We start from the raw sequence: 26,831 nt of genomic DNA on the forward strand, positions 1-26,831 counted from the left end.
TTTCTGAATAAAAATTATAAAAAGCTACAATCACTGATTACCATTTACCCATAACTCATCACTCGTCACTATATGTTACCACAATACTCGAGCTTTTCTAAGAATTTTTTACAATCTTCCCATGTAAGATGAAAATCAATAATGTCAGAAAGTCCAATATAAGCTAATATATCCCTTATCGTATCAAAATGCTCTTCTTCAAATTCTTCTTCCATAAAAGCTTTCTCTGCCCAATTTACCAATTCCTCTATAGAAATTTTATTATACATGTAATTTATCAATTTACTTGCTAAATCCTTAGTCGTGATCATATTTTCTCCCTTTAACCAAAATAAAATTTTTTAGAAAAAGTATAACAAAATTTTATCTTTCTTTACAGAAAAGCAGTGAAATGTTGAATTTGTTTAGGACAACCTACAATTCGAGGGATGAGAATTACTGTAAGTGTCACTCTGAAAAATGCTATCAAGTGGTAAATCCATTCAAGAAATACTTTCTGCATATTCTGGATTAGAAGAGGAAGATATAAGATGAGCATTTAGGTATACAGCTTAGGTAATTTCAGATTAAGTTTTTATGATATCAAACAAATAACAACAAGACTATCATGATTATCAAAGTTTTAATGGTTACATATTTTGTAATATCAGATTCAGAGGTGGCTATACTAAATCCAAGTTTTGTTTTTAGATAGTATTAACCTATATAAATCTTCCCACTGAGTTAACCATCCTTCATAATCTAAAAATTTTCGAGCACTTTGTCTTATAATATCAGATTTATTCCTCCATTCTAAAATACCAGCTTCAAACCTTAGCAATTTTTCTTCTAAATCTCCTTCTTTATAAGGGTCAAAAAGAATACCATTTACTCCATTAATAATCATCTCAGGTATGCCACCTATATCACTTCCAATTACAGGTACACCAAAGGCAAATGATTCTATGACAACCATTCCAAAGGTTTCATAACAAATACTTGGGACAATTGTAACATCTACTTTCTCAAAAAAGCTTTTAGGTTCAACCCTTCCCATAAAATTTATCGAATCATCACCATATTTTGATTTTAAATACTCCTCATAATCCTGCTTGCCAGAACCTGCTACAAATAATCTATAGTTTGGCTTTTTAACTTTATGATAAGCTTTCAATAAAACCTCTATACCCTTATTTGGAGCCAAAGTTCCAATAAAACCCAAATTTATATATTTAGGGTCCAATTTTTTTTCAACTATAAAATCACTAAGTTTAAGAGAGTTATATATTACTTTCTTGATAGGCACTTCTTTAAAATATCCGTAACTTAAATATTTACTGAGAATAAAATTGCTAACTCCAACAACTGCTTTAAGGTTATTAGATTTTAATTTATAAGGAAATCTCATTAGTTTACAAGTTAAACATTGATTTACACATACAACATTATTTTTAAACATGTTTGCTGGACATAGGAGATATAGATCATGAAGAACTTGAATAGCTGGCACATTAGAATCGCTTATAGCATACCATATAGAACTAGACCAACCTTGAGTATTATGAATTGATAAAATATCAGGTTTAAAATCTCTAACTTGTTTTAGTATAATTTTTTTAGCTATAGGATTATAAACATCTAGAATATGCCATAATCTTCGCTTTAATAAAGGTTGTCTAATTTTTCCATAAGGTAAATATATATTAGGAATTTTAGCTCTATAAACTGGAATCCCATTTATAATTTCCTCCTTATCATTTTTATCCCAAAAACTCAAAACTTTTACTTCATGCCCCATATAAAACGCACCTTCCACTAAATTTTTTAAAACAATTTCAGCTCCACCACCTATGAATGGCTCATAAAGAACATTGATAAAAAGAATTTTCATATCAACCTCACCTTTTCTAATTTTCTTTTCTCACTTAGCTTATTAATAATTATGTTTTTTTTAAATTATTTTATATCAAAATATAGAGCTATTCTACTAAATAACTATTTACTGATTATGTAAGATATTGTATTTTAATATAAAAAACTATGTCTTTAAAATTATTAAGGAGAAAGTTTAAATGAATCAATTTAATAAACCTATACTATTTATTGTCTTTAATAGATTAGATACTACAAAGAAGGTTTTTGACCAAATTAGAAAAATTAAACCTCCAAAATTATATATTGCTTCAGATGGACCAAGAAACGAATCCGAAAAACTCAAAGTTTTACAGGTTCGAGAATTCATAATGAAAAATATTGACTGGAGTTGTGAAATAAAAACAAAATTTAGAGAAAAGAACTTAGGAGTAGGTTTTGGTCCAAATGACGCTATTACTTGGTTTTTTTCTGAAGAGGAGTCTGGGATTATTCTTGAAGATGATTGTTTACCCTCTATAAGTTTTTTCGAATTTTGTAATGAATTATTAGATTTATACAAAAATAATAAAAAAGTTGGAGTTATACAAGGATTTAATCCTTTTCCTAGAGAAAACTATCTATATAGTTATTTTTTCTCTAAATACGATTTAAAATGGGGATGGGCTACGTGGAGAGATAGATGGGAATATCAAGATATGTATACTATAGATTGGCCGCAAGTTAAAAAATCTAACTTTTTAAGCAAAATTTCACGGGGTAATAGATTAGTCAAACTTTACTGGGAATTAGTTTTTGACCAAATTCATAGAAATCCTTCTCTGGCATGGGATGTCCAGTTTACATATCAAATTTTAAAAAGGAATTTATTGACAATTGTTCCCAAAAAGAATCTTATTTTAAATATTGGTTATAGAGAAGATGCATCAAGTACTAAATGGGAAATCCCAAAACATATAAAGCTTCTAAATCTTGATGAAATTGAATTTCCATTAATACACCCTCAAGAGATTAAAACATGTGAAGAGTATGATAATTTAGTAGAAACTATTCATTTTGAAATGAATTTAAGAACTATTTTAAGATATAAATTTAGAAATTTCCTGGATTCTAATGCATTTACTAGAAAAACTTTTTTGCCCGTGTTTACAAGTATTTATAGAGGTTATAAATATCTAAAATTAAAATTAAAAAGGTAATCTGAAAATAATCAGATATGCAACTTGGTTAGTTTCAGAGTAGATTCATTGGCTTATATTACACACTCATGAAAAACAGGTTTCTGATCGATGTGAACATTTCACTAAAAACAGTAAAAACCTCACAAGAACAAGGAATAAGCTAAAATAATAAGATATTAGGATGAGAATGATAGATATTGATACTTTTTTCCTGTACCTCCTGCTAGTATTACTCCCTTCATCTGTTCACCTCAAATAATCAAAATATACCATTGTTTTTATCATATATTGATATCTAATTTATTTCAACATTGACAATCTCTAAAATTGAAAACTAAAATATAACTTAGAGTTATTTTATGCGGATGTGGCGGAATGGCAGACGCGCAAGACTCAGGATCTTGTGGGGTAAACTCCCCGTGGGGGTTCAAATCCCCCCATCCGCACCAATCTTCTATTTTATTTCCTCTATTCTTACTGGTCTTTTCTCTACATAACCTTTCTTGGCAGCTAATGAAACTTTTAAAGACTCTATAGCATCTCTTGATCCTAGAGAGGGTTTTTTTCCTTCAAAAATCGCTTTAAAGAATGCTTCTTTCCCCATGAATTTCTGCCCTTATATCATAGCCATATACCGCTCTTCTTGAGTTTTCAATTACCCCTAAAGCTCCATTTTTAAATCTCAATAAGATTACTGCCGTATCTACATCTTCTAATTCCCCAATTCTCGTATTAATTTAAAACATTACCCCACACCATTACCTCTTCGATTTCTCCCATAAAAAACCTTGCTACATCAAAATCATGTATTGCCATATCCACAAAGACACCCTAAGAAACCTTTAAATATTCAATAGAAGGAGCTGGATCTCTTGTCAGACTTGAAAATTGTTCTAACCTTCCCTCTTCAATTAATTCCTTAGCTTTTGAATAAGAAGGATCAAATATTCTCTAAAAACCAATTTGGAAAGGAACATTCATTTCTTCAACAACTTTTAATGCCTCTTCAGTTTCAAAAAGATTTAATGCTACTGGTTTTTCACAAAAAATTGCCCTTTTGTTCTTTGCAGATAATTTTATATAGTGAGCATGGGTGTTTGTTGGCATTACAATTATCACTGCTTCCACATTAGGATCTAAAATAGCAGATTCAGGATCACCAGAATCTTTTTCTGCTTTTGCTAAAAATTGTGCTTTCTTTGCGGATTCTATTATAGTATCTTCCACAACAACTACTTTTACATGTGAAAGACAACTAAGATTTTTAGCAAGCTCCTGTTCTATCCTTCCTGCCCCTAAAAGGGCAACTCCAATTTTCTATATCTAAGATTCCTTCCTTAAAAATTTTTTCAAAAAATCAAGATTCCTTTTTACTGTTTCCTCTATACTTAAATTAGATACACATTCTAATGATACAAATCCATTATAATTTATTTCTCTTAGAGCTTTAAAAACTTCTGAAAAATCTAAATTTCCTGTACCTGGAATTCCTCTATTATCATCTGCAACATGAACATACCAAATTTTATCTCTATATTTTAAAATAGTCTCATAAATACTTTCTTCTTCTTTATTCATATGATATGTATCTGCAAGAATCCCCAAATTATCCAAACCTAAATCTTCTATAAACTCGTAAGCCTCGGAAAATTTATTAAGAAGGGTGGTATTTAAAGAATTTATAGGTTCTATCAAGATCTTAACTCCTAAACTTTGAGCGTATTCACCACATTCTTTTACACTATCCTTTAAAATTTTCAAAGCTAACTCTTTGTTTTCAGGTTTTCCCCTTATTAGTCCAATTATTACAAAAGAGTTAAAAAATTTTGCAAAATTTATATCTTCTTTTATCCTTTCTATAGCCCTATTTCTTATCTCAGCATCAAGACTACTTAAAGATAAACCTTCTTCTGTAAAGGCTCTACCTGTTCCAATAGCAGATATCTCAATATTCTCTTCTTTTAAAACATTTAAGATCTCATCATAATCAATTATTTTTGGATCTCTAATTGCCAATTCTACAGCAGAATATCCCAACTTTTTAGCAATTTTTATTCCCTCTAATAGATTTCCTTTGTAAGTCAATGTATTAAATTCAGTATCTTTAGTTGTAATTACTATAGAAAATTTCATATTTCAAACCTCCTATACTATTACTCCACCAGCTTTTGCAATCATACTATACTCATAATTTCCTGAGAATTTACCTACTTCTTTTCAAAATCTCCAACTTTAATTACTTTTTTTAACATTACAAACCTATAAGTAACCACATAAACACGATAAATATTATGAGTAATAAAAATAACTGAAATCCTTCGCCCTTTCATATATTACCAAAATCTTTATAAGTGTTGATTTTCCTACCCCATTATCTCCAAGAAGTCCTGCAATCTCCTCTCTCCTGCAATATCTTCTATTGTTACCTTCCTTTTCATATTTTTCCCCTCAACACTTTATTTTGTTTTATTTAGTTAAGTAATATTATAATTATCTTTTTTTGTAGCGATATTTCAAATTAAAAAAGAGTTTTAGTAGCTCATTTTCCATGATAAAATAGAAAAACAGAAATTTTTAGGAGTATTTTGTTATGGAGGAGCTAAAAAGAGAGGTAATTGAGCATTTAAATAACAAAATTATTCCTTTCTGGGAAAGCTTAATCGATAAAAAATATGGAGGATTTATAGGTTTTGTTGATTTTGACCTCAATAGATATCCATATGCCCCTAAGAGTTGTGTTCTCCAAACAAGAATTCTTTGGTTTTTCTCATCCGCTTATAATTTCAAAAAAGATGAATCTTTATTAGAATATGCAGAGCATGCCTATGAATTCGTTATTAATCATATATGGGATAAAGAAAAAGAGGGTTTGTTTTGGATGGTAAATCATGATGGTAGTTCATTGGATACAAGGAAGCATGTTTATGCACAGGCTTTTGGCATATATGCTCTCTCTGAGTATTATTCAGCAGTAAAAGATAGTAAAGCCTTAGATCTTGCCATTAAGCTTTTTGAGATTTTGGAGAATAAATGTAGGGATGATTATGCATATTGGGAAGAGTTCGAAAGGGATTGGACTAAAAAAGAAAATATTATTTTAGGAGAGTATAATGTAAAACCTATAAGAAGTATGAATTCTTTATTACATATATTAGAAGCCTATACAAATCTATACAAAGTGTGGAAGGATCCATTTCTTAAAGAAAGACTCATAAATATTATAAATTTATTTAAGGATAAGATTTATAATTTTGAGAGTAACCATTTTGAGGTCTTCTTAGATAGTAATTGGACACCTCAGATACCTGCAATCTCCTATGGACACGATATAGAAGGTACATGGCTTTTGGATTTAGCCTTAGAGACTATTGGAGAGATGAGAAGTGATATAGATGAAATGAATATAAAGATAGCAGAAACAGTATTAAAAGAGGGGTTTGAAAAATCCAGTCTTATTAATGAAAAAGCAGGAGACAAGATTGATAAATCAAGAGTGTGGTGGGTACAAGCGGAGGCACTGGTTGGATTTTTAAACGCCTATAATAAAACCAAGGATCAAAAGTTTTTAAAGGCTGTAACTAATTTATGGGATTTCATAAAAAACAACTTAGTAGATAAAAGGGAAAATAGTGAATGGTTTTCAAGATTAGATGAACATTTAAAACCTGTAAAGCTACCTATTGTTGAGCCCTGGAAGTGCCCTTATCATAATGGTAGAATGTGTATAGAAGTTGGGAGAAGAATATAATCTTCTCCCAACTTATGAATTATCCAAGTTCCACATAAACCTCATGAATTTTTCCATCTGAGAAAACAGGAATTAAATTTCCATCTATTTCTTTTCCATCAACTAAAATTTTTCTAACTCCCTTAGACACATGATTAGGATTTTTTACAACTATTTTATATTTTGCTCCTCGAAATTCTCTAAGAATCTCGTACCCATCCCAATCTTTTGGTATACATGGATCTATTCTTAGACCATCAAAATCTGGTTTTATACCTAATATCCATTGGGATATGACAGTAAAAGCCCAGGATGCTGTTCCTGTAAGCCAGGAATTTTTCCCCTCACCATGTCTTTTTGCATCCTTTCCAGCTACCATCTGGCAATATACATAAGGTTCTACCTTGTGAATTTCACTTTCTTCTTCAAAATATGCAGGAGTTATTTTTCTGTAAACCTCAAAGGCTCTATCTCCTCTTCCAATAACAGTCTCACCGGCTGCAACCCAAGGATTATTATGGCAGAAAATACCTGCATTTTCTTTATATCCTGGTGGATAAGAAGATATTTCTCCAAGTTCTACATAGTATCTGGAATAGGCAGGCTGTTGCAAAACCATGCCATACTTCGTATCTAAATATTTAATACATGAATCAAGAGCAAGTTTTGCCTTGCCGTCATCCACTCCTATCCCTGCCATCGTACATATTCCTTGCGGTTCTATAAATATTTTTCCTTCTTCACACTCTTTGCTTCCAACCTTTCTTCCAAAGTCATCGTATGCCCTAAGGAACCATTCTCCATCCCAACCATATTTCAATATTCTATCTACCATTTCTTTACTTGCCTTTTTAGCAAATTCCGCTTCCTCCATATCCCCCATCTTTTCACACAACCTTATATAATCTGGAGTTACATATACAAACAGACCTGCAATAAAAATAGATTCAGCGGTTTTTCCATCCTTATTTGTGGTAGTTTGGAAAGACTCATCAGGATTTGTAGAGAAGGCGTTTAAGTTTAAACAGTCGTTCCAATCCGCCCTCCCAATTAATGGAAGACCATGGGGTCCTAAATTATTTGTAACATGATGGTAGGCTCTTTTTAAATGCTCAAATAATGTTCCTTTAATATTTTCATCATTATTAAAAGGAATTACCTCATTTAGTATGGACCAATCTCCAGTTTCTTTTATATATGCAGAGGTTGAAAGAATGATCCATAAAGGATCATCATTAAAGTTTCCACCTATCTCATTATTTCCTTTTTTTGTTAGAGGCTGGAACTGATGATAGGCTCCTCCATCTTCAAACATTGTAGCAGCAAGATCCAATATTCTTTGTCTTGCTCTATCTGGCACCATATGAACATAACCTAAAATATCTTGGTTAGAATCTCTAAATCCAATTCCCCTACTTATGCCAGATTCAAAATAGGAGGCACTTCTTGATAAGTTAAAGGTAACCATACATTGATATTGGTTCCATATATTAACCATTCTACTTAGTATCTCATCCTCATGATTTAGTTGATACTTTGACAAAAGGTTATTCCAATAACTTTTGAGATTTTCAAAGGCTATTTCTACATCCTTTACTGTACTAAAACTATTTATAATTTCTTTTGCTCTCTTTTTGTTTATTATATTTTTACCTTCCCATTTTTCTTCCGGTGGATTTTCTACATATCCCAAAACAAATACAAAATCTCTAACCTCTCCAGGCTCTAAAGATACTTCCAGATAGTGAGACGCAATAGGAGCCCAACCTTCTGCTAACGAATTATAGGCTCTTCCTTCTAAAACAGCCCTCGGTGCTTCAAAACCATTATATAAACCTATAAAAGTATCTCTATCGGTATCAAATCCATTAATAGGAACATTTACAGAATAAAAGGCATAATGATTTCTTCTTTCTCTATATTCTGTTTTATGATAAATAACTGACCCTTCAACCTCCACCTCACCAGTAGAGAAGTTTCTTTGGAAGTTTGTTTGATCATCCCATGCATTCCATAAACACCACTCTATAAAAGAGAAAAGTTTAATATTTCTTTTTTTGCGGGTTTTGTTTTCCAAAGTTAACCTATGAATCTCCGCATTATATCCAAGAGGAACAAAAAATAGAATCTCTGCACTTAATCCATTCTTTTCTCCCTTAATCTTTGTATATCCTAAACCATGTCTACATTCATAATAATCTAAATCCTTCTTTGTAGGCTTCCAGGAAGGATTCCAAAAATCTCCATCCTCCCAAATATAGAAATATCTTCCACCATTATCAATAGGAACATTATTATACCTAAATCTTATAATCCTACGTAATCTTGCATCCTTGTAGAAACAATAACCCCCAGCAGTATTAAAAATAAGGGAATAAAAATCTTCACACCCTAAATAATTAATCCAAGGATATGGAGTTTGTGGAGTTGTGATCACATATTCTTTATTTTCATCATCAAAATAACCAAATCTCATAAATTTCTCCTCCCCCGTATTGTTTTTTTTAGCCCATAATTACAGTAATATTATTAACATCCTTTAGCTCTTCAATTGGAATGTAATTCCCTTCTATCTCTTTTCCATTCAAAATTATCTTCTTAACACCCTTTTGCACTCTACCTACATTTTCTACTTTTATAAATAGCTTTTTCCCTCTAAATATTCTTTCTACACTAAATTCTTCCCAATCCTCAGGAATACAAGGATCAATTCTCAATCCAAAATAATCAGGCTGAACTCCAATAATTCCTTCAACTGCTGCTACCATCATTGTGGATGCTGTTCCTGTTAGCCAATGCACATGAGCCCTTCCAGCAAATGGACTATCCTTACCTTCTACGAATTGACAAAATACATATGGTTCTGCCTCTCTAATCTCCGCCTTATCATTCATATTTACAGGATTGTTCTCCTGATAATATTTAAAGGCTCTATTGCCATTACCAAGAAGCGTCTCCGCCCTAACCAACCAACCTTGGGTATGACAAAATATTCCTGAATTTTCCTTCATGCCAGGCAAGAATAGTATCATTCTCATGGTAGGTAAGCCAAAATTAGTTACGGGAGGCCACATAATCATTGCGCCATAATCAGTATTCAATATCTTCTCTACATTATCCATAATTATCTTTTTCTGATCATCCTTAGCAACTCCACTTAATACTGCCCATGATTGAGTATTTAACCAAAAGCTTGCCTCTTTACTATCTTTACTTCCAATAACTTTATCTCCCATAAAACCTCTTACAAACCTATCTCCATCCCATGCATACTTTTGTATATTCTCATATAGTTTCTGAGCTTCCCTTTCTGCCCATTCTTTGTCTTTATCAATCTTCTTCAATTCTGCAAACTCCGCAAAAATCTTTAAAGCATAATAAAGTTGCATAGAAGCAAACACACTTTCTCCTTCTTCACCAAGACGCAAACAATCATTCCAATCTGCATCTAAGCCCAACGTAAGTCCGTGCTTCCCCAATTTACTAAGACTAAAATTAAGAGCTCTTCTTAAATGTTCATAAACTGTATCTTCCCCTTTATCAGAATATGGAATAACCTCATCCAAGAAGGCAATATTTCCACTTTCTCTTAGATACTGTCTTATAGTAAAGAAAGGCCATAAATGATCATCACATCTATATTCTGTATATCCTGTTCTCTTTACATATTCTGGATTTTCTAAGGATAAATTTAAGTTTGGTTTTGGCTCATGATCAAAAAATACAAGGGGAAGAGCTGCACCAGAAGATGTTTGACCAGATAACATAATTCTTAATCTTTTCAAAGCAGACTCATGATCGAGATGCATTATACCTTGTATATCCTGAACAGTATCTCTGTAACCATAGCCATCTCTTAATCCTACATATATCATGGAGGCAGCTCGAGACCAGAAGAAGGTTATAAAACACTGGTATGCATTCCAAATATTGACCATCGTATTAAAAGCTTCATCCTTTGTTTTAACCTTGAAATTCTCAATTTTTGAGTGCCAATACTTTTTTAGTTCTTCAAATTCATAATCAACTCTCTTAACATCCTTATACTTCTCCATAACTCTTCTGGCTTTTGCCTCTCCACCATCTCCAAGGAGATAAATAACTCTTTTTTCCTCACCAGGCAAAAGTTCTACTTCTACATGCATAGCGGAACAACTATTCTTCCCATAATTAAGACTATTACTGCATCTACCTTTTTCTACAGCTATTGGATTTGAGTAATCCCTATAACTTCCAATAAACACGTCCCTATCACCATCAAAAGATAAGACTTTCTCCCCTACCACTCCAAAAAATCTATTAAATCTTCTCCCCTCAATCCCTGGCTCTCGCTTAATTTCCTTTCCTTCCTCTGTATAATTTTCATTTATGGTTTGTATAATCAAGTTATCTTTATAATATGTTCGTGAAATAAAAAGGGTATATTGCATATTAACCAGGTCTTGGTTTTCGTTGGGCTCATTTGTAAACTCTGCAAAACTAAATAAAGCCAACCTCCTTTTGCTATTTGAATTATTTTTAATTTTCAAAGCCCAAACCTCATAGAGCTCATTCAAAGGTACATAAAATAATGTCTCTGTTTCTATTTCCTTGTATTTTGAGGTGATTATGGTGTATAAAATGCCATGCCTACAAATACTTTCATATAGAGTTAAATCCTTTTTAACAGGAAGCCATGAGGCAGACCAATAATCCCCATCATCTAAATCCTTTATATAGATATAACGTCCGGGGGCTGTAGCTGGAGGTACATTAAATCTTCCCCTTAAAATCCTACCCCCTGCCCCAGATTTAACGAAACTATACCCTTGAGCATTATTCGTTATTATTGCTCCATATTCAAGAGAACCTAAATAATTTGCCCATTCTCTTGGTGTATCAGGTCTCACAATAACATATTCCTTCTTATCATTGTCAAAATAGCCAAATCTCATAAGTTCTCCTCCCAACTTTTTGATTATTTTATAATTTCAAATAGAAACTTAAAATTGTGTATAGTATAATATACTATGAACTATAGCGCAAGTTGATGTTATTATTCTAATGCACCAGATTCTAAAAGTTCTATCAATTTTTCCGCAATTTTAGGGTCAAATTGCTTTCCCATATTTCTTTTTATTTCTTCAATTGCTTCTTCTTTTGATAATGCTTTTCTATATGGTCTATCACTCCTCATTGCAGAATATGCATCAGCAACGGCAAGAATCCTAGCAAAAAGTGGTATTTCTTCCCCTTTTAATCCTTGTAAATATCCTTTACCATCATATCTTTCATGGTGGTATAAAATGGCTTTTAATAATTCTTGCATTGCTGGGAGTTGTTGAAGTATTAAATATCCTAAACGAGGGTGTTCTTCAATTATTTTTCTTTCTTCCGGAGTCAATGGCCCCGGTTTTTTCAAAATCTCATCTGGAATCCCTATCTTTCCTATATCATGCAACTTTCCTGCTAATTCCAAAGCCTTTAATTGCTCTTCAGATAATCCTAAGGATTTCCCAATTAATACTGCTACTTCAGCTACTTTGTTCGAATGCTTTATAGTATATTTGTCCTTCATATCTATAGCGGATAAGAGTCCTGAAACAGCATCAAAAGATTAAGTTATACCCTTTTCTTCCACTTCTTGGGAAACAGTAGCATATTTATTTCCTCCTGCCAATTTTGCCTTATACATAGCAGTATCCGCTAAGGAAAATAGTTTATCAGGATCATTACTATCATGAGGATAAACTGCAATCCCTATGCTTATGCTTAGAGGTATTTTTGTCCCTTGGGGAGTTATTAAAAAAGTATCCTTTAAAATACCCAATACTCTTTCTGAAAAAGAGATGGCTCCCTTTAAACCTGTTTCCGGCAATATAACTGCAAATTCGTCTCCTCCATATCTTCCTACAGTATCTATTTTCCTACAAGACTCTTTTAAAATACTTGCTACCTTTTTAATTACCTTATCACCAAATAGGTGACCATAAGTATCATTAAAAAGTTTTAGATTATCTACATCTACAACCAAAAGAGATAAATTATGGTTAAATCTTCGGGCTCTTTCTGTCTCCTTTCTTATGGTTTCTTCTAAATATCTTCTATTCCATACTCCTGTAAGGGGATCGATAGTTGCAAGTCTTTTTGTCTCCTCAAAAAGAATCGACCCATAAATAGCTCCACTTATTTGAGCCCTTAAAGTCTCATAAAGACTTGGAGATTCTGGACCAAGTTCAAATATAATGTAACCAATGTCTTTATCTTCATAATAAAGGGGCTCTACTATCAAAGAATTTTCTTTCTTATTCAGGATATTTCCAGGAAGAAGATTTTTTGAATGAAACTTTTCATAAAGCTCGTGTATATCCAAATCAATTTTATCGTAGCTATATATAACTTTTGCATAATTTTCATTCTCATATAGTGCTATATAACAGCTTGGTATATTTAATCTTTTCAATTCTTGAGTAAGTATATTTCCAAGTTTTTGGATATCGAAGGTTGATATAAGCATTTGTTCTACTTCACTAATAATATATGCTCTATCTTCTAACTTAATTTTTGATAATGCCTCTTTCCTATTTAAATTCTCGCATATCAGAAAATAGCTATTAAAATAAAGTTCATAGGCTTGTTCATTTTTGTAAATATAAGGGGATAAATATTTTTTCATAGTTAGCAAAATTTCTTGCAAAATATCTATGGGAATTTCTTCTTTTAGTATTATTCTGTAAAGATGCTCTAAAAAACTTTGATTACCATTAGCAATAGAATCTATAAAGTTTTTTACAAAAGACCTCACAAATCCCTTATAATTTTCTTCCAATTTTAAATCCTGATAAATTCTTTGAATAATTTCTTCAAAATCTTTTGAATAATCCTTTTCATTCTCAGAGAGCAATATGAGCTGAGGTCTACATCCACAAGATTCTCTTACAACAAGTTCAACCGGAAAAGTAATTTTATTGGGAACATTCTTTTTGTTTATTAAATCCAGAATAAGCTCTATGGCTTTTCTTCCAATATTCTCTAAGGGTTGTCTAATAGTTGTTAAAGATGGAGTTACTACCTTTGATTCATTTATGTCATCAAATCCAATAATAGCTGTGTCAAAAGGCACATAATATCCTAATTCTCTTAAAGCTTCCCATGCTCCTAAAGCCATGGCATCATTAGAGGCTAATATTGCATCAAAGTTAATTGAATGTTCAATTATGAAATCTTTTACTATCTTCTTAGCTAAGTCTCTATCAAAATCACCTACCAAAACTAAATCTGGGTTAAAGGGGATGTTGTATTTTTTTAGAGATTCTACATAAGCTTGGAATCTTTCCTCTGCTTCACTATTATTAATTGGTCCTCTAAGGAATAGTATTCTTTTATAATTATGAGTCTTAATAAGATGTTCAACTGCTTTCTCTATACCCACTCTATTATCAACTAATAGACTGGGAATTTCTTCTATTTCTGTACCTATACTTACCAACGGAATATCTTTATATCTTTTACAAAACTCAATTGTATCTGAATATCCAATATGAGAGGATAAAGCGGATGAAAGAATTATAAGCCCATCCAAATATTTCTTACTAACTAAGTCATATAACTTGCTTTTTAATATATCAAAATGATAAGTTCCAAAAACTCTTTTCCCCAGATAAGTTATTATTTTTACACCCAGATTATTTGATTGTGAAATTACCCCTCTCCAGATTTTTTCTTGATATTCTGAGGAAATATTATCTGTCAAAAATCCAATAGTTTTTTTCATTGTGTTTTTCATAAAGTTTCCTACTGCTAAAAAATCTCCTTCGTTAAAATTTCCTTAAGCTTTTTTAAAGCTATTTTTAGAAGTTTAGACACTTGGGCTTGGGAAATCTGCAATTTCTTAGCAACTTCAGATTGGGTAAGATCATAATAAAAAATATAGTAGATGATCTTTCTTTGAATTTCTGGAAGAGAATTTATTGCAATCTCCAATTGTATTTTATCCTCTATTGGAAGTTGAAAGGATTCCAATCTTTCACTTCTAATTTTTGTCCAATCTATATAAAAATCTTCATCATCAACAGATTGTACAAAAAAGTTTTCTCTCAATTTCATAAGTTCTTCAACAGATTCCTTTTTCAGATTTAATTTTTTAGATATTTCTTCAATGCTTGGAACCCTATTTTCTTTTTGAAAAATTTCTTGAATATAGCTTTCCATTTCAAAAAACAATTTTCTAATAGTTTTTGGAAATTTTATAATGCTTCCTCTATCTCTTAGGTAATGAGAGATTTCTCCCATAATACAATAGGATGCGTAAGTAGAAAACTGCCCCTTTTTAGGATCGTAATTTTTTATAGCCTTTATCAATCCAATATACCCAACTTGAATTAAATCTTCAATCGGCTCTCCACTTTTAAGAAACTTATTTGCCCAATAGAAAACAAGATTACTATTATTAAGTACCAACTCCTCAAGAATACGAGGGTCTTTTGTTTTTTTATACTCTAATATCCTTTGGAAATCCATTACTTAATATATTGGAACATGGTAAATATAGGTAGATAGAGAGAGATCAATATTCCACCAGCAATACCACCAATAAAGATAAGCATAAATGGCTCAATAAGAGATGTTAAGCTTTCTATTGTATTTTCTACTTCTTTTTCGTAAAAGTCTCCAATCTTATTTAACATTACTTCTAAATTTCCTGCCTCTTCACCTACAGATATCATATGTACTACCATGGGAGGAAAAACATTTAAGCTCTTTAAGGTAGGAGCAATTCTTTCTCCTTCTCTAATACTTCTTATGGACTTTTTTATAGCATTAGAAATTACAGAGTTTCCTACTGTTTGAGATACTATTTCCAAGGCTTGCAGAATAGGAACTCCAGTCTTTATTTGGGTTGCAAGTACCCTTGAAAAATTAACTATGGCATTCTTTCTAACAAGAGAACCTATAATAGGTATTTTAAGTATAAACTCATCGATTTTTTCCTTAACCTTAGGTATCTTTCTTGCCCTTGATCCTCCCATAATAAGTCCCACAATTATTAGAAGAATCAATAGAGCATTTTTCCTAATTGCATTGCTTAATTTTAAGATGATGGCTGTAGGAAGAGGAAGTGGTGCTCCAAGACTCTCAAACATATTAGCAAAAGTTGGGACCAAAAATATCAGTAATGCTGCAGTAATTAGCAAAGAGAATATTAAAATGGCAACAGGATAAGTCATTGCGGATTTTATTTTCCCTCTCAACTCTTGCTGTTTTTCCAAAGATGTAGCTAATCTCTCAAGGGTTTGATCTAAGGTACCTGAGCTTTCTGCTGCCCTCACCATATTCACATATAAATTTGAAAAAACATTTGGAAATTTTTCTAATGCCTCTGAAAGGGGAAGTCCTTCTGAGACATAATTTTGAATCTCTTGAACCACTTTTCTTAGAGGTTTGCTTTCTGTCTGCTCCGCAAGGATTCTCAATGCGTTTGCTAAGGATATTCCTGAGTTTATCATAGTGGCAAATTGTCTTGTAAAGACTACTACATCCTTTAGCTTTACTTTACCCTTTGCAGTTCCTCCTCCCAGGCTCAAAGTAAGAAAACTTCTTGTTCTTTTTTTCTCTTCAATTCTTACAGGAAAATATCCTCTTTCTCTAAGTTTGTTAGCTACTTCTCTAATGCTTTCAGCCTCTATCTCTCCTGATATCAACTCCCCCCTAATACTCCTTGCTTTGTACTCGAAGGACTTTGCCATTTAAATCACCTCCGAGGTTCGCCTTGTAAAAGTCTAATAAGCTCCTCTCGATTAATAGCTCTCTCTAAGGCAACCTCCTCTGAAATAAGTTTCTTTTTCACAAGCTCAGCTAATGCCTGATCCATTGTTTGCATTCCGTACTTTCCACCAGTTTGAATAACATTATATATTTGAGGAGTCTTTGCCTCTCGGATAAGACTTCTGATGGCTGGAGTTGCGATCATTATTTCTACCGCAACAACTCTTCTTCCGCCATCTCGAGAGGGTAAAAGTTGTTGGGAAATAACCCCTTGAATTACACCAGAAAGTTGAAGTCTAATTTGTTGCTGTTGATGAGATGGAAATTGGTCTACTATTCTTTCAATACTCTGTACAGCATCTACAGTGTGTAATGTTGCCATAACCAAGTGTCCAGTTTCAGCTGCTGTTAAGGCTATTGCAGTAGTCTCTAAATCCCTCATCTCTCCAACTAATATAACATCTGGATCTTCTCTTAAGGCTGATCTCAATGCATTTGCGAAAGAACGAGTGTCCGCTCCTACCTCTCTTTGATTCACAATAGACTTTTTGTGAGTATGCAAATACTCAATAGGGTCCTCTATAGTAATAATATGTTTACTAAAATTGGTATTGATATAATCAATCATGGCAGCAAGAGTGGTTGATTTTCCAGATCCCGTAGGACCAGTAACTAAAATTAATCCTCTTGGAAGACTTGCTAAATCTTTTAAAATCGGGGGCAGTCCCAGTTCTTGGAAACTGGGAATAGTCCAAGGAATAAGCCTAAAGACTGCAGCTACACTATTTCTTTGCCAAAAAGCATTCACTCTAAATCTACCAGAACCGGCAAGTCCTACCGAAAAGTCAAGCTCTTTATTTTCCTGCAGTTTTTGTTTATTTTCCTCCGTAAGGAGGCTAAAGATTAAATTCATAGTGTCTTTCGGAGTTAAAACGGGGTATTGGGTCTGAGGTATCAAATTTCCCTTTATTCTAAATACCGGGTGACTTCCTGTAGTTATATGAACATCAGAAGCCCCTCTTTTTATTGCTTCCTGTAAAATATCTACCATCGTAAATTCTTTCATGACCCTATAACCTCCCTTTATTAGTCTGCAGCTGTAACTCTCATTACCTCCTCAATAGTAGTTATGCCTGCTAATACCTTCTGCAATCCATCCTCTCTTAAAGTCGTCATTCCTTTCTTTCTCGCCAAATCCCTAATGGTATCCTTAGATACTTTCTTAAGTATTTGCTCCCTTATCTCATCATCTAAAAGCATGATCTCATGAATTGCTGTTCTACCTTTATATCCTTTATTATTACAAAAACTGCATCCGCTTCCTTTGTAAAGGACAAGATTATCGAAATCTATCTCTTCGTTTGGTAAATTATTTTTAAGAACCTCTATTTCTTCTTTTGTTGGTTTATAAGGAGTTTTACATTGAGGACAAATTTTTCTTACAAGTCTTTGAGCAACTGCTCCTAATAGAGATGATGCTATTAGGAAGGGCTCAATCCCCATATCAATAAGACGGGTAACTGCAGATGGGGCATCATTGGTATGCAAAGTTGAGAGAACCAAGTGCCCTGTTAAAGCTGCCTGAATAGCTATTCTTGCAGTTTCCTCATCTCTAATCTCACCTACAAGAACCACATCAGGGTCTTGTCTTAAAATTGATCTTAAGGCACTTGCAAAGGTTAAGCCTGCCTTTGGATTAACCTGTACCTGATGAATTCCAGGCAATTGATACTCCACCGGATCTTCAACAGTTATAATATTTATGTCAGGTGAATTAATCATATTTAGAGATGCATACAATGTTGTTGATTTTCCACTCCCTGTAGGACCTGTTACTAATATTATTCCGTATGGACTTCTCAACATTTTCACATATCTTTGATAATTATGTTCACTAAACCCCAAACTCTCTAAGGATAAACCTATCTCACTTCTTCCTAATATACGTAAAACCACCTTCTCACCAAATATTCCAGGTAATGTGGAAACACGAAAATCGTAAGTTTGCCCCTTAACGACCATCTTAATTCTTCCATCTTGAGGTATTCTTCTTTCTGCTATATCCATATTACTAATAATCTTAACACGAGATATAATTGAAGCTTGTAAGTTCTTAGGAATTCTCTGAGCCTCATGTAAAATGCCATCAATCCTATATCTTATTCTAAACTCCTTTTCCAAAGGCTCCATATGAATATCACTAGCTCCTTTTGTTACTGCATCTATCAAAATACCATTAACTAACCTTGCAATCGTTCCCCCTTCTTCTGTAACATCTTCGGTTGGTTCTTGAGGTGGTTGCTCTTCTTCTTTTACCCACTGAACTTCCGCTAATAACTCTTCTGTCTCCTTGGATAAGGTTAATTTTTCAATAAATTCAAAGAATTCCGACTTTGGTACTATCACTGGTTCAATCTGAGTTTTTGCTATAAGTTTTATATCATCTAAGGCGGTTATATTTCTTGGATCAACAATTGCCACGTATAATTTGTTATTTTCTTTATATAAAGGTAAAATCATGTCCTGCTTTATCTTTGTCATATTTATAAGTTTTGTTACTTCTGGATCCACCTTTATATCTTTTAAAGATTTAAAGGCAAATCCTAATTGGATACTTAAAGCTTTAGCAAGCTGATAATCATTAATATATTTTAGCTCTAATAAAATATCTCCCAAAGACTTTCCAGATTTTTGGGCTTCTTCTAACGCCTTATTTAATTTTTCTTCATCAATAAAACCTTCTTCTAAGAGAATCTCTCCTAATTTTCTTCTTGTAACTCTTTTTACCCTCTCACCTTTTGTTCCAGCAGTTGGTAGCTTATCCTTAACTGCACCAATTATTTTCTCTGCAATTAAATTAGCCCTCTTTTCCTCTTTTTTCTCTTCTTCTTTAAGCTCTTCAGTTTCTTCTCTCTTTACCTCAATGATCTCCTCTTGTTTTTCCTCCACTGCTTCAGCTATAAGTTTTGAGAGATCCGCAACCTCTTCCTCCTTTATCTCTAACACACCTTCTTGCTTAACCTCTTCTTTTTCTTCTTTCTTTTCTTCTGCAATTTCACTTACAAGTTTCTCAAGTTCTTCAATTTCTTCCTCTTTTATTTCTATAATACCCTCTTGCTCTTCTTCTTCGGTTTTTACAACAAGCTTTTTATTGTCTTCTTCTAATTCTAAATTAACTTCTTCATTTGGAATTATTATTGTTCCTGAATTATAGGACTCTTCTACAATGACATCTTCTACTTCTTCTTCCTCGGCATATTCTCCGCTTCTTCTTATAATGTATGGAACCACAGAATATCCCGTCATCAAGGTTATATCGTCAATAGCTGATGGTTTAATAGGTATAAAAAATCCAATATGTATTGAGTTATCTTCTATTTTTATGGGGATAAAATTGTAAAATTTTTTCAAGAATGGAGGAATGATTTTAGAAACCGCTGGGTCTGGCTTTATATCCTCGTAATTTATAACTTCCCACCCTAATAGATCCTTCAAGATTTTTATCAAATTTTCTTCGGTAAAGATTTTCTCATTTAAAAGAAAGGTTTGTGTATCTACATTCGGATCTTGCAAAGCGTTTTTAGCTTTTTGATAAATTTCCTCGGAAATAAGTTTTTTATCTCTTAAATAATTAAGTATCTTTTCATCAAAAGCACGAAGCAAATTTTATTCCTCCTTTAAAATTTTCTTACTTAACCAGTATTTAATAAGAAGATTTTCAAATAGACGCACTGTCCATCTTTTTATCCATAACTCATTTTTATTCAATGGCGATACTAAAATGGTATACATTCCTAATCTATTACCTCCCCATACATCTGTTAATATTCTATCACCAATTACTAAGGTTGTCTCGGGGGTAGTTTGAAGAATTTTTAAAGCCTTTTTAAAGGCTCTATTTCTGGGTTTTAAAGCTCCTCCAATAGCAGGAATGTTTGTAAGAGAAGAATAAAAATTAATTCTTTTAAAGGACAAGTTATTAGATACAATTATTATTCTAAATCCTATTTTCTTTAAATAATCTAAGAATTCTAAAGTTTTTTGATCTATCTTGTGCTCATTCCATGGCACAATAGTATTATCAAGGTCAAAAATAATTCCCCTATAACCCACATTATATAATTCTTCAAATTTAATTTTAAAAATCGAATGTACGTATTTCTGAGGTTTCAGCTCCCTCAACATAACTCTCTCCAAGAATACTTTTAATCTTAGCAATAATTAATTCTATAGCAACCTTATTAAATCCCCCCTCGGGAATTATTATATCCGCATATTTTTTTGTAGGTTCTACAAATTGTAAATGCATTGGTCTTACAGTATTAAGATATTGTTCAACAACCTGTTCTACATTTCTACCTCTCTCCTTTATATCTCTTAAAAGCCTCCTTATAAACCTAACATCAGGATCGGAGTCCACATATAATTTAATATCCAATAGATTTCTAAGCTCCTCATCAATCAAAACCAATATCCCTTCCAAAATTATTACAGGCTTAGGTTCTATTAAAATTTTCTCTGGAAGTCTGATATACTCTGAGAAAGAGTATGTTGGGCAAAGTATAGGTTCACCCTTTTTTAGCTTCTTTAAATGCTCAATAAGAAGAGGAAAATCAAAAGCTAAAGGATGATCATAATTTATCTTTCTTCTTTCTTCCAAAGGAAGATGACTTTGATCTAAATAATAAGAATCTTGTGAAATAACCACAACTTCCCCTTTTGGGAAAAATTCCAAAATTTTTTCTGCTAATGTGGTTTTTCCAGATCCTGTTCCACCAGCTATTCCAATTAATACAGGTGTCTTCATTTTTCATTACTCCTTTGAAATCTCAAATGTTCTTCATAAGTCTTTGAAAAGTAATGTCTTCCATCCCCTTTTGAGACAAAAAATAAATAATCTCCTTGGGGATATAATACGGCTTTTAAGGAATTAATTGAAGGAGAACATATAGGGGATGGGGGAAGCCCATAATAGATATATGTGTTGTATGGAGAGTCAATTTTTAGATCATTATAAGAGAGTACTGGTTTTTTGAATTTGTATATGTATTCTACTGTAGCACAAGATTGCAGTTTATAGCCTAATTTGATTCTATTTAAAAAAGTGCCTGCAATTAATGGTCTTTCGTCGTCATATTTTGCTTCTTTCTCTACAATAGAAGCTAAGGTTACCCATTCCTTCAATGTCATATTTCTCTTTTTTAATTCTTCCCTCCAATTGGGAATCTCAATATCTAATTTATTAAAAAAAGTTCTTAGTAAGATATAAATAATATCTTCCTCTTTTAAATCAAGAGGAACATCATATGTGGCGGGAAATAGATAACCTTCTAAGGTCGTAGGTATTTCATCCTTAAAATAATCTTTTATTTTTCCTAAATTTTTAGGATTTTCTGCTAATTTTAAAAAGGTTTCTTTTGAAAGATGAAGTTTACTCTCAAGGATATCCGCAATATTCTCTAAGGTAGAACCTTCCGGAATTGTAAACTTTAGAGTTTCTACCGTTCCTTTTATAAGCTTATTAATTATTTCAAATAGATCCTCTTGGGGGGAAAGTTTGTAATATCCAAACTTCAATTTCCTTTCCACCCCAAGAATCTTGCACCAAAGCCAAAACCCATAATCCCAATTTATTATTCCCTTTTTGCTTAGAATCTTCCCAACTTCTAAGGAAGAACTTCCTTGGGGAATATAAACCAAAATAATATCTTTAGAATTTAAGTTTTTTGGAGCAAAACTTAAAAGAACTAAAAATATGAAAACTGATAAAAAGGCAAGAAAAAGAAGAAAACTACTCTTCTTCCCAATCTTCGTCTTCCCAATCTTCTTCTTCAGCTTCTGATTCCAAAGCTTCCACAACTCTTTCAAATTCATCTTCGTCTTCAATTTCTTCAAGAGCGGAGATATATAATTCTCCATTTTCTTCCGTTAATTTGCAACGAAAGATGTAAATTTCATCAGTATCTTCCGAAGATTTTGGAGTTAGTAGAACATACGTATTTTCATCTACTTCTATAAAATCTCTTATTATATATTCGTACTTTTCTCCATTTTCATCTTCAAGAATTAAAATGTCTTGGTCATGTCTTTCTTCTGCCATAATCCACCTCATCATATAAAAATTAAGGGGACTAAAAGATGGTGCCGGAGGCCGGACTCGAACCGGCACGGGTATCGCTACCCTCTGGATTTTAAGTCCAGTGCGTCTGCCAATTCCGCCACTCCGGCGGTATCTTTAATCCTCTTTCAAGAAAGAAGTTTACCATAACTTTTTTTAATAGTAAAGAGTCATTTTAATATGGTAGAATAATATAGAAAAATTTAATACGGAGGGAAAACCATGGAAAAGAGAGAATTTAAAGATGGAATAAAATTATCTATTATAGGATTTGGTGGTGTTTTAGTAATGAATGAAGATCAAGAAACTGCAAACAAAAGAGTATCTTATGCTATAGAAAAGGGAATTAATTATTTTGATGTAGCACCCACCTATGGAGATGCGGAAATTAAATTAGGACCAGCACTAAGAGGAAAAAGAAAAGAAATATTTCTTGCCTGTAAAACAGGAGAAAGGACAAAGGATTCTGCTTGGAAACAACTTCATGAATCATTAAAAAATTTAGAGACAGATTATTTTGATTTATATCAACTTCATGCTATGACTACCATGGAAGATTTTGAAAAAGTAATAGGTCCAAATGGAGCATTATCCGCTTTTGTTAAGGCAAAAGAGGAAGGATTAATTAGATACATTGGCTTTTCAGCCCATTCTGTAGAGGTAGCACTAAAACTTTTAGATGTTTTTAATTTTGATTCAATTTTATTTCCTATAAATTTTGTAGAATTTTTCAACACCAATTTTGGTCCACAGGTTATAGAAAAAGCAAAGGAGAAAAATGTGAAAATATTAGCTATTAAAGCATTAGCTAAAACAATTGTTCCTGAAGGGCAAGAAAGACCGTATAAAAAGGCATGGTATGTACCTATTGAAGATTATAAAATAGCAGAATTAGCCCTAAGGTTTACCTTATCCCAACCTATAACATCCGCTATACCCCCCGGGGAATATAAATTCTGGGAATGGGCTTTAAACATTGCGGAGAACTTTAAACCTATTACGAAGGAAGAGGTTAATTATTTGAAAGAGGTAGCAAAGGGAATAGAGCCAATTTTCAAATTAGCTGTTTAACATAATTTTAACCTATAATTATTATCTTTTTGGTATACTTAACATACCTTATGTAGTATATTGAGAAAGGTAGGTGGTAAAAATTTTAGAATTTTCTTTTAAAAAGGTTGAAGAGGAGGCTATTGATGAGGTCCAAGATGTTATAATTATTGGTGGTGGACCTGCTGGTTTAACTGCAGGAATTTATGCAGGAAGGGCAAGATTAAAAACCTTATTATTAGAGGAATCCTTAGTAGGAGGACTTGCTGCATTGACTGCTGTAATTGAAAATTATCCAGGATTCCCAGAAGGTATAACAGGAGAAGAGCTTTCAAAAAGATTAGAACAACAGGCAAGAAAATTCGGGACAAAGATAATAGAAACAGGAGTAACAAGTATAAAGCTCGATGGAGACTGGAAGATAGTAGAAACGCCTTTAAGAACCTTTAGAGCTCTTGCACTTATTATTTGTGTAGGAACAAAGCCCAAAAAGTTAGGTGTTCCTGGAGAAAATGAATTCTTAGGAAAAGGAGTTTCTTATTGTGCTGTATGTGACGGAGCCTTTTTTGTAGGGAAAAAAGTGGCAGTTGTTGGAGGTGGAGATTCTGCATTAGAAGAAGCTTTATACCTAACAAGATTTGCAGAAGAAGTTATTATTATACATAGGAGGGATCAACTAAGAGCAGAGAAAATAACCCAAGAAAAAGCCTTTTCAAATCCTAAAATAAAGTTTCTATTGAGCCATGTAGTAGAAGAAATAAAAGGAGACAAAAAAGTGGAAGGTTTAGTATTAAAAGATGTTAAAAGTGGTGAGGTTAAAGAGATACCTATCGATGGGGTTTTCATATATATAGGACTTACCCCACAAACAGAGCTTTTCTCCTCCCTATTGAAACTTGATCCAAATGGTTTTATTATTACTGATGAAAATATGCAAACATCAGTTCCTGGGATTTTTGCAGCAGGAGATGTTCGAGTAAAAAGTTTGAGACAGATTGTAACTGCATTAGCAGATGGAGCCATTGCAGCTACTTCTGCAGGAAAATATTTAGATGAAATTAAGATTAAAGGAGGATTGTAGTATGGCACTTTTAAGAGATGAGGATAGAGAGTATTTAAAAAATTTATTTAATGAGAATCTAAAAGATAAGGTAAAGATTATATTATTTAGTGAAAGATCTGCAGGAAGTAAACTTGTTGTTCCTGGAAGAATTGAATGTCAATATTGTCAACAAACAAGAGAAATATTAGAAGAGGTAGTAGGTCTTTCTGACCTATTAGAGCTTGAGGTTTATGACTTTTTAGCTAATGAAATTTTAGCCAAAAAGTATAATGTGGATAAAATACCAGCTATATTATTTGAAAAAAATGGAGAAGTTCTAAATCTTAGGTACTTTGGTATTCCATCAGGTTATGAATTTTCCTCTTTAATTGAGGATATAATAGATGTATCAAGAGGGGAAACAGGACTTTCTCAAAATACAAAAGCTTTTCTTCAAACAATAACAAGTCCTGTCCATATTCAGGTCTTTGTTACTCCAACATGTCCCTATTGTCCAAGAATGGTAAGACTTGCCCACCAAGCAGCATTAGAAAACAAATTAATTACTGCGGACATGATAGAAGCTATTGAGTTTCCCCATTTAGCTGAAAAATATGAGGTTTCAGGTGTCCCCAAAACAGTTATTAATGATAAAGTAGAAGTAGAAGGGGCTGTTCCTGAAAACATATTCTTAGAATATCTAAAGTCCGCTTTAAAGAGCTAATCAACCTTTCCAAAAAAGTAATCACGAGCCTCACCTGCAAGATATAAGGAACCTGTTATTAAGATAAGATCTTCAGGTGAGGCTTTTTTATATACATCTTCAAAGGCTGAAGGAAAGTCCTTATAAGTAAATACAGGCTTTTCTCTGTTATTCAGTAAACCAGCAAGTTCATCCGCATCTCTTGTCCTACTACTGGGAAGAGGTAGGAAATGAAAACTATGAACTAATGGTTCTAAGGTATTTAAAAAGGCATAAGCATCCTTATCCTTCATCATTCCACATATTAGGAATAATCTTTTATATCTAACATAATCTTCTAAGGTTTCTCTTAAAGCTATTGCGGAGGATAGGTTATGAGCACCATCTATAATAACCAATGGATCTTTTTGAACAACTTCAAACCTTCCATGCCACTCTACTTCTGAAAAACCCTTTTTATAATCCTCCAATGAGATATACCATTTCAGATTTAGGTTTAAGGCAGAAAAAGCACATACCGCATTAACCAATTGATGTTCTCCTAATAGAGGAATGCTAAAAATATAATCTGTATTATCCTTAGATATTGTAAAAATTTGCTCTTTTAAATTTGAAACTACTTTTTTCCAAGAATAAACCTCATCTATTTTTATATATGGTGCTCTTTTTAATAGAGCCTGTTTTTTAATCTCTTCCCAGGCAGAAGGATCTTGAGGGGCACAAATTAGAGGCACATTATATTTTATTATTCCTGCTTTTTCTCTTGCTATTTCTGGAAGTGTATTCCCTAATATATGCATATGATCAAATCCTATTGGAGTTATTATAGATACTAATGGAATGATGGTATTTGTAGCATCCAATCTCCCTCCCAATCCTACCTCTATGACTACAAAATCTAATTTTTTTCTATAAAAATAAAGAAAGGCGGATGCCGTTAAAACCTCAAAGAATGTTGGTGCACCATAGACTGGATGTTTGCTCGCAAAATCCACATACTCCTTCACTTCTTCCATTAAACCTGTAAATTCTTCTTTACTAATTAATCCTTCATGAGTAACAATTCTCTCTCTAATACTTTGTAAATGAGGGGATGTGTATAAACCCACTTTATATCCTGCAGACTTTAGAATAGAAAAAATCATTGCGGATGTTGAGCCCTTTCCTTTTGTCCCTGCAATATGAAAGGCTTTTAATTCTTTTTGGGGATTCCCCATAATATCCAAAAGATATCTCATTCTCTCAAGATAAAACTTTTTCTCATCATAATTTAGTTTATCAAGCTTTCTCTCATAATTTATAAGCCCATATATATAATTAAGAGCATTAACATAATCCATCTTTTAATCCTCCTCCAGGCCTTAGTTAGCAATTGATTATAACATCTTTAATATCTTTTTAAAATTTATATGATA

General features: G+C 32.6%; 22 protein-coding genes, 2 tRNA genes and 1 pseudogene. 6 read left to right on the forward strand and 19 right to left on the reverse strand.

Annotation, left to right across the window (positions count from 1 at the left end):
* Positions 1-68 precede the first annotated feature (68 nt).
* Both CBR30_03830 and CBR30_03835 read right to left on the reverse strand, forming a co-directional pair.
* Positions 69-311, reverse strand: a complete 243-nt coding sequence (locus CBR30_03830; GenBank protein ID PMQ01810.1) for a hypothetical protein — start codon at positions 309-311, stop codon at positions 69-71.
* A gap of 356 nt (positions 312-667) precedes the next feature.
* A complete protein-coding gene (locus tag CBR30_03835; protein PMQ01811.1) occupies positions 668-1,870 on the reverse strand; it encodes a group 1 glycosyl transferase in 1,203 nt (400 codons plus the stop codon).
* Between the two features lie 181 nt (positions 1,871-2,051).
* Between CBR30_03835 and CBR30_03840 the strand changes: the two genes are divergently transcribed.
* Both CBR30_03840 and CBR30_03845 read left to right on the forward strand, forming a co-directional pair.
* Positions 2,052-3,050, forward strand: coding sequence for a nucleotide-diphospho-sugar transferase (locus CBR30_03840; protein PMQ01812.1), 999 nt, complete (start codon positions 2,052-2,054; stop codon positions 3,048-3,050).
* Between the two features lie 343 nt (positions 3,051-3,393).
* Positions 3,394-3,481 (forward strand) — tRNA-Leu (locus CBR30_03845).
* 5 nt (positions 3,482-3,486) lie between these two features.
* On the opposite strand, the pseudogene CBR30_03850 reads toward CBR30_03845, so the two are convergent.
* From CBR30_03850 to CBR30_03860, 3 genes and pseudogenes are all read right to left on the reverse strand, one after another.
* Positions 3,487-4,346 (reverse strand): annotated as a pseudogene (locus tag CBR30_03850) (inositol 2-dehydrogenase).
* Between the two features lie 9 nt (positions 4,347-4,355).
* On the reverse strand, positions 4,356-5,165 hold the full coding sequence (locus tag CBR30_03855) for a hypothetical protein (protein PMQ01813.1): 810 nt from the start codon (positions 5,163-5,165) through the stop codon (positions 4,356-4,358).
* 156 nt (positions 5,166-5,321) lie between these two features.
* Positions 5,322-5,426, reverse strand: a complete 105-nt coding sequence (locus tag CBR30_03860) for a hypothetical protein (GenBank protein PMQ01885.1) — start codon at positions 5,424-5,426, stop codon at positions 5,322-5,324.
* Between the two features lie 196 nt (positions 5,427-5,622).
* Here CBR30_03860 and CBR30_03865 point away from each other — a divergent pair, with 196 nt between their 5' ends.
* Positions 5,623-6,780 carry an N-acylglucosamine 2-epimerase gene (locus CBR30_03865; protein PMQ01814.1) on the forward strand — a complete coding sequence of 386 codons (1,158 nt, stop codon included), beginning with the start codon at positions 5,623-5,625 and terminating at the stop codon, positions 6,778-6,780.
* Between the two features lie 19 nt (positions 6,781-6,799).
* Here CBR30_03865 and CBR30_03870 read toward each other — a convergent pair whose 3' ends face one another.
* From CBR30_03870 to CBR30_03930, 13 genes are all read right to left on the reverse strand, one after another.
* Entirely contained in the window at positions 6,800-9,235 is a 2,436-nt protein-coding gene (locus tag CBR30_03870) for a glycosyl transferase (protein ID PMQ01815.1), read from the reverse strand.
* 28 nt (positions 9,236-9,263) lie between these two features.
* On the reverse strand, positions 9,264-11,693 hold the full coding sequence (locus tag CBR30_03875; protein ID PMQ01816.1) for a N,N'-diacetylchitobiose phosphorylase: 2,430 nt from the start codon (positions 11,691-11,693) through the stop codon (positions 9,264-9,266).
* A 101-nt stretch (positions 11,694-11,794) separates the two neighbouring features.
* A complete protein-coding gene (locus tag CBR30_03880) occupies positions 11,795-12,316 on the reverse strand; it encodes a hypothetical protein (protein ID PMQ01817.1) in 522 nt (173 codons plus the stop codon).
* Positions 12,317-12,355: 39 nt separating this feature from the next.
* Positions 12,356-14,524: a hypothetical protein gene (locus tag CBR30_03885; protein ID PMQ01818.1), complete on the reverse strand. Its 2,169-nt coding sequence runs from the start codon at positions 14,522-14,524 to the stop codon at positions 12,356-12,358.
* A gap of 14 nt (positions 14,525-14,538) precedes the next feature.
* Positions 14,539-15,258, reverse strand: coding sequence for a flagellar biosynthesis protein FliA (locus CBR30_03890; GenBank protein PMQ01819.1), 720 nt, complete (start codon positions 15,256-15,258; stop codon positions 14,539-14,541).
* A complete protein-coding gene (locus tag CBR30_03895) occupies positions 15,258-16,484 on the reverse strand; it encodes a fimbrial protein FimO (protein ID PMQ01820.1) in 1,227 nt (408 codons plus the stop codon). The genes CBR30_03890 and CBR30_03895 overlap by 1 nt, the downstream gene beginning before the upstream one ends.
* Before the next feature lie 5 nt (positions 16,485-16,489).
* Entirely contained in the window at positions 16,490-17,569 is a 1,080-nt protein-coding gene (locus tag CBR30_03900) for a type IV pili twitching motility protein PilT (GenBank protein PMQ01821.1), read from the reverse strand.
* A 20-nt stretch (positions 17,570-17,589) separates the two neighbouring features.
* The gene (gene gspE / locus CBR30_03905) at positions 17,590-20,142 is read right to left on the reverse strand and encodes a type II secretion system protein GspE (GenBank protein ID PMQ01886.1); all 2,553 of its coding nucleotides are present in this window, start codon (positions 20,140-20,142) and stop codon (positions 17,590-17,592) included.
* A 27-nt stretch (positions 20,143-20,169) separates the two neighbouring features.
* The gene (locus CBR30_03910) at positions 20,170-20,688 is read right to left on the reverse strand and encodes a haloacid dehalogenase (GenBank protein ID PMQ01822.1); all 519 of its coding nucleotides are present in this window, start codon (positions 20,686-20,688) and stop codon (positions 20,170-20,172) included.
* Positions 20,642-21,310 carry a uridine kinase gene (locus CBR30_03915; GenBank protein ID PMQ01823.1) on the reverse strand — a complete coding sequence of 223 codons (669 nt, stop codon included), beginning with the start codon at positions 21,308-21,310 and terminating at the stop codon, positions 20,642-20,644. Before CBR30_03915 ends, CBR30_03910 begins: the two co-directional genes overlap by 47 nt.
* Positions 21,307-22,377 (reverse strand): aminodeoxychorismate lyase, encoded by a 1,071-nt coding sequence (locus tag CBR30_03920; protein PMQ01824.1) that lies wholly within the window; start codon positions 22,375-22,377, stop codon positions 21,307-21,309. The genes CBR30_03915 and CBR30_03920 overlap by 4 nt, the downstream gene beginning before the upstream one ends.
* Positions 22,295-22,603 (reverse strand): hypothetical protein, encoded by a 309-nt coding sequence (locus tag CBR30_03925; GenBank protein ID PMQ01825.1) that lies wholly within the window; start codon positions 22,601-22,603, stop codon positions 22,295-22,297. The genes CBR30_03920 and CBR30_03925 overlap by 83 nt, the downstream gene beginning before the upstream one ends.
* Positions 22,604-22,642: 39 nt before the next feature.
* Positions 22,643-22,731 (reverse strand) — tRNA-Leu (locus tag CBR30_03930).
* Positions 22,732-22,843: 112 nt separating this feature from the next.
* Between CBR30_03930 and CBR30_03935 the strand changes: the two genes are divergently transcribed.
* From CBR30_03935 to CBR30_03945, 3 genes are all read left to right on the forward strand, one after another.
* Positions 22,844-23,692, forward strand: coding sequence for an oxidoreductase (locus CBR30_03935; protein ID PMQ01826.1), 849 nt, complete (start codon positions 22,844-22,846; stop codon positions 23,690-23,692).
* 121 nt (positions 23,693-23,813) lie between these two features.
* On the forward strand, positions 23,814-24,752 hold the full coding sequence (trxB, locus tag CBR30_03940) for a thioredoxin-disulfide reductase (protein PMQ01887.1): 939 nt from the start codon (positions 23,814-23,816) through the stop codon (positions 24,750-24,752).
* A 1-nt stretch (position 24,753) separates the two neighbouring features.
* Complete coding sequence (locus CBR30_03945; protein PMQ01827.1) at positions 24,754-25,437, forward strand: glutaredoxin; 684 nt, start codon at positions 24,754-24,756, stop codon at positions 25,435-25,437.
* Here CBR30_03945 and CBR30_03950 read toward each other — a convergent pair.
* Complete coding sequence (locus tag CBR30_03950; protein ID PMQ01828.1) at positions 25,434-26,756, reverse strand: bifunctional folylpolyglutamate synthase/dihydrofolate synthase; 1,323 nt, start codon at positions 26,754-26,756, stop codon at positions 25,434-25,436. The two genes, CBR30_03945 and CBR30_03950, sit on opposite strands and share 4 nt — an antisense overlap.
* Between the last annotated feature and the right edge of the window lie 75 nt (positions 26,757-26,831).

Origin of the sequence: Dictyoglomus sp. NZ13-RE01, assembly GCA_002878375.1 — a bacterium.
GTDB lineage: Bacteria > Dictyoglomota > Dictyoglomia > Dictyoglomales > Dictyoglomaceae > NZ13-RE01.

Bases quoted from the DNA above. Each gene is read 5' to 3' on its own strand.
- CBR30_03830 (PMQ01810.1), bottom strand. From the start codon at position 311: ATGATCACGACTAAGGATTTAGCAAGTAAATTGATAAATTACATGTAT.
- CBR30_03835 (PMQ01811.1), bottom strand. From the start codon at position 1,870: ATGAAAATTCTTTTTATCAATGTTCTTTATGAGCCATTCATAGGTGGT.
- CBR30_03840 (PMQ01812.1), top strand. From the start codon at position 2,052: ATGAATCAATTTAATAAACCTATACTATTTATTGTCTTTAATAGATTA.
- CBR30_03855 (PMQ01813.1), bottom strand. From the start codon at position 5,165: ATGAAATTTTCTATAGTAATTACAACTAAAGATACTGAATTTAATACA.
- CBR30_03865 (PMQ01814.1), top strand. From the start codon at position 5,623: ATGGAGGAGCTAAAAAGAGAGGTAATTGAGCATTTAAATAACAAAATT.
- CBR30_03870 (PMQ01815.1), bottom strand. From the start codon at position 9,235: ATGAGATTTGGTTATTTTGATGATGAAAATAAAGAATATGTGATCACA.
- CBR30_03875 (PMQ01816.1), bottom strand. From the start codon at position 11,693: ATGAGATTTGGCTATTTTGACAATGATAAGAAGGAATATGTTATTGTG.
- CBR30_03880 (PMQ01817.1), bottom strand. From the start codon at position 12,316: ATGAAGGACAAATATACTATAAAGCATTCGAACAAAGTAGCTGAAGTA.
- CBR30_03885 (PMQ01818.1), bottom strand. From the start codon at position 14,524: ATGAAAAACACAATGAAAAAAACTATTGGATTTTTGACAGATAATATT.
- CBR30_03890 (PMQ01819.1), bottom strand. From the start codon at position 15,258: ATGGATTTCCAAAGGATATTAGAGTATAAAAAAACAAAAGACCCTCGT.
- CBR30_03895 (PMQ01820.1), bottom strand. From the start codon at position 16,484: ATGGCAAAGTCCTTCGAGTACAAAGCAAGGAGTATTAGGGGGGAGTTG.
- CBR30_03900 (PMQ01821.1), bottom strand. From the start codon at position 17,569: ATGAAAGAATTTACGATGGTAGATATTTTACAGGAAGCAATAAAAAGA.
- CBR30_03910 (PMQ01822.1), bottom strand. From the start codon at position 20,688: ATGTTGAGGGAGCTGAAACCTCAGAAATACGTACATTCGATTTTTAAA.
- CBR30_03915 (PMQ01823.1), bottom strand. From the start codon at position 21,310: ATGAAGACACCTGTATTAATTGGAATAGCTGGTGGAACAGGATCTGGA.
- CBR30_03920 (PMQ01824.1), bottom strand. From the start codon at position 22,377: ATGAATTTGAAAGAGTTGTGGAAGCTTTGGAATCAGAAGCTGAAGAAG.
- CBR30_03925 (PMQ01825.1), bottom strand. From the start codon at position 22,603: ATGGCAGAAGAAAGACATGACCAAGACATTTTAATTCTTGAAGATGAA.
- CBR30_03935 (PMQ01826.1), top strand. From the start codon at position 22,844: ATGGAAAAGAGAGAATTTAAAGATGGAATAAAATTATCTATTATAGGA.
- CBR30_03945 (PMQ01827.1), top strand. From the start codon at position 24,754: ATGGCACTTTTAAGAGATGAGGATAGAGAGTATTTAAAAAATTTATTT.
- CBR30_03950 (PMQ01828.1), bottom strand. From the start codon at position 26,756: ATGGATTATGTTAATGCTCTTAATTATATATATGGGCTTATAAATTAT.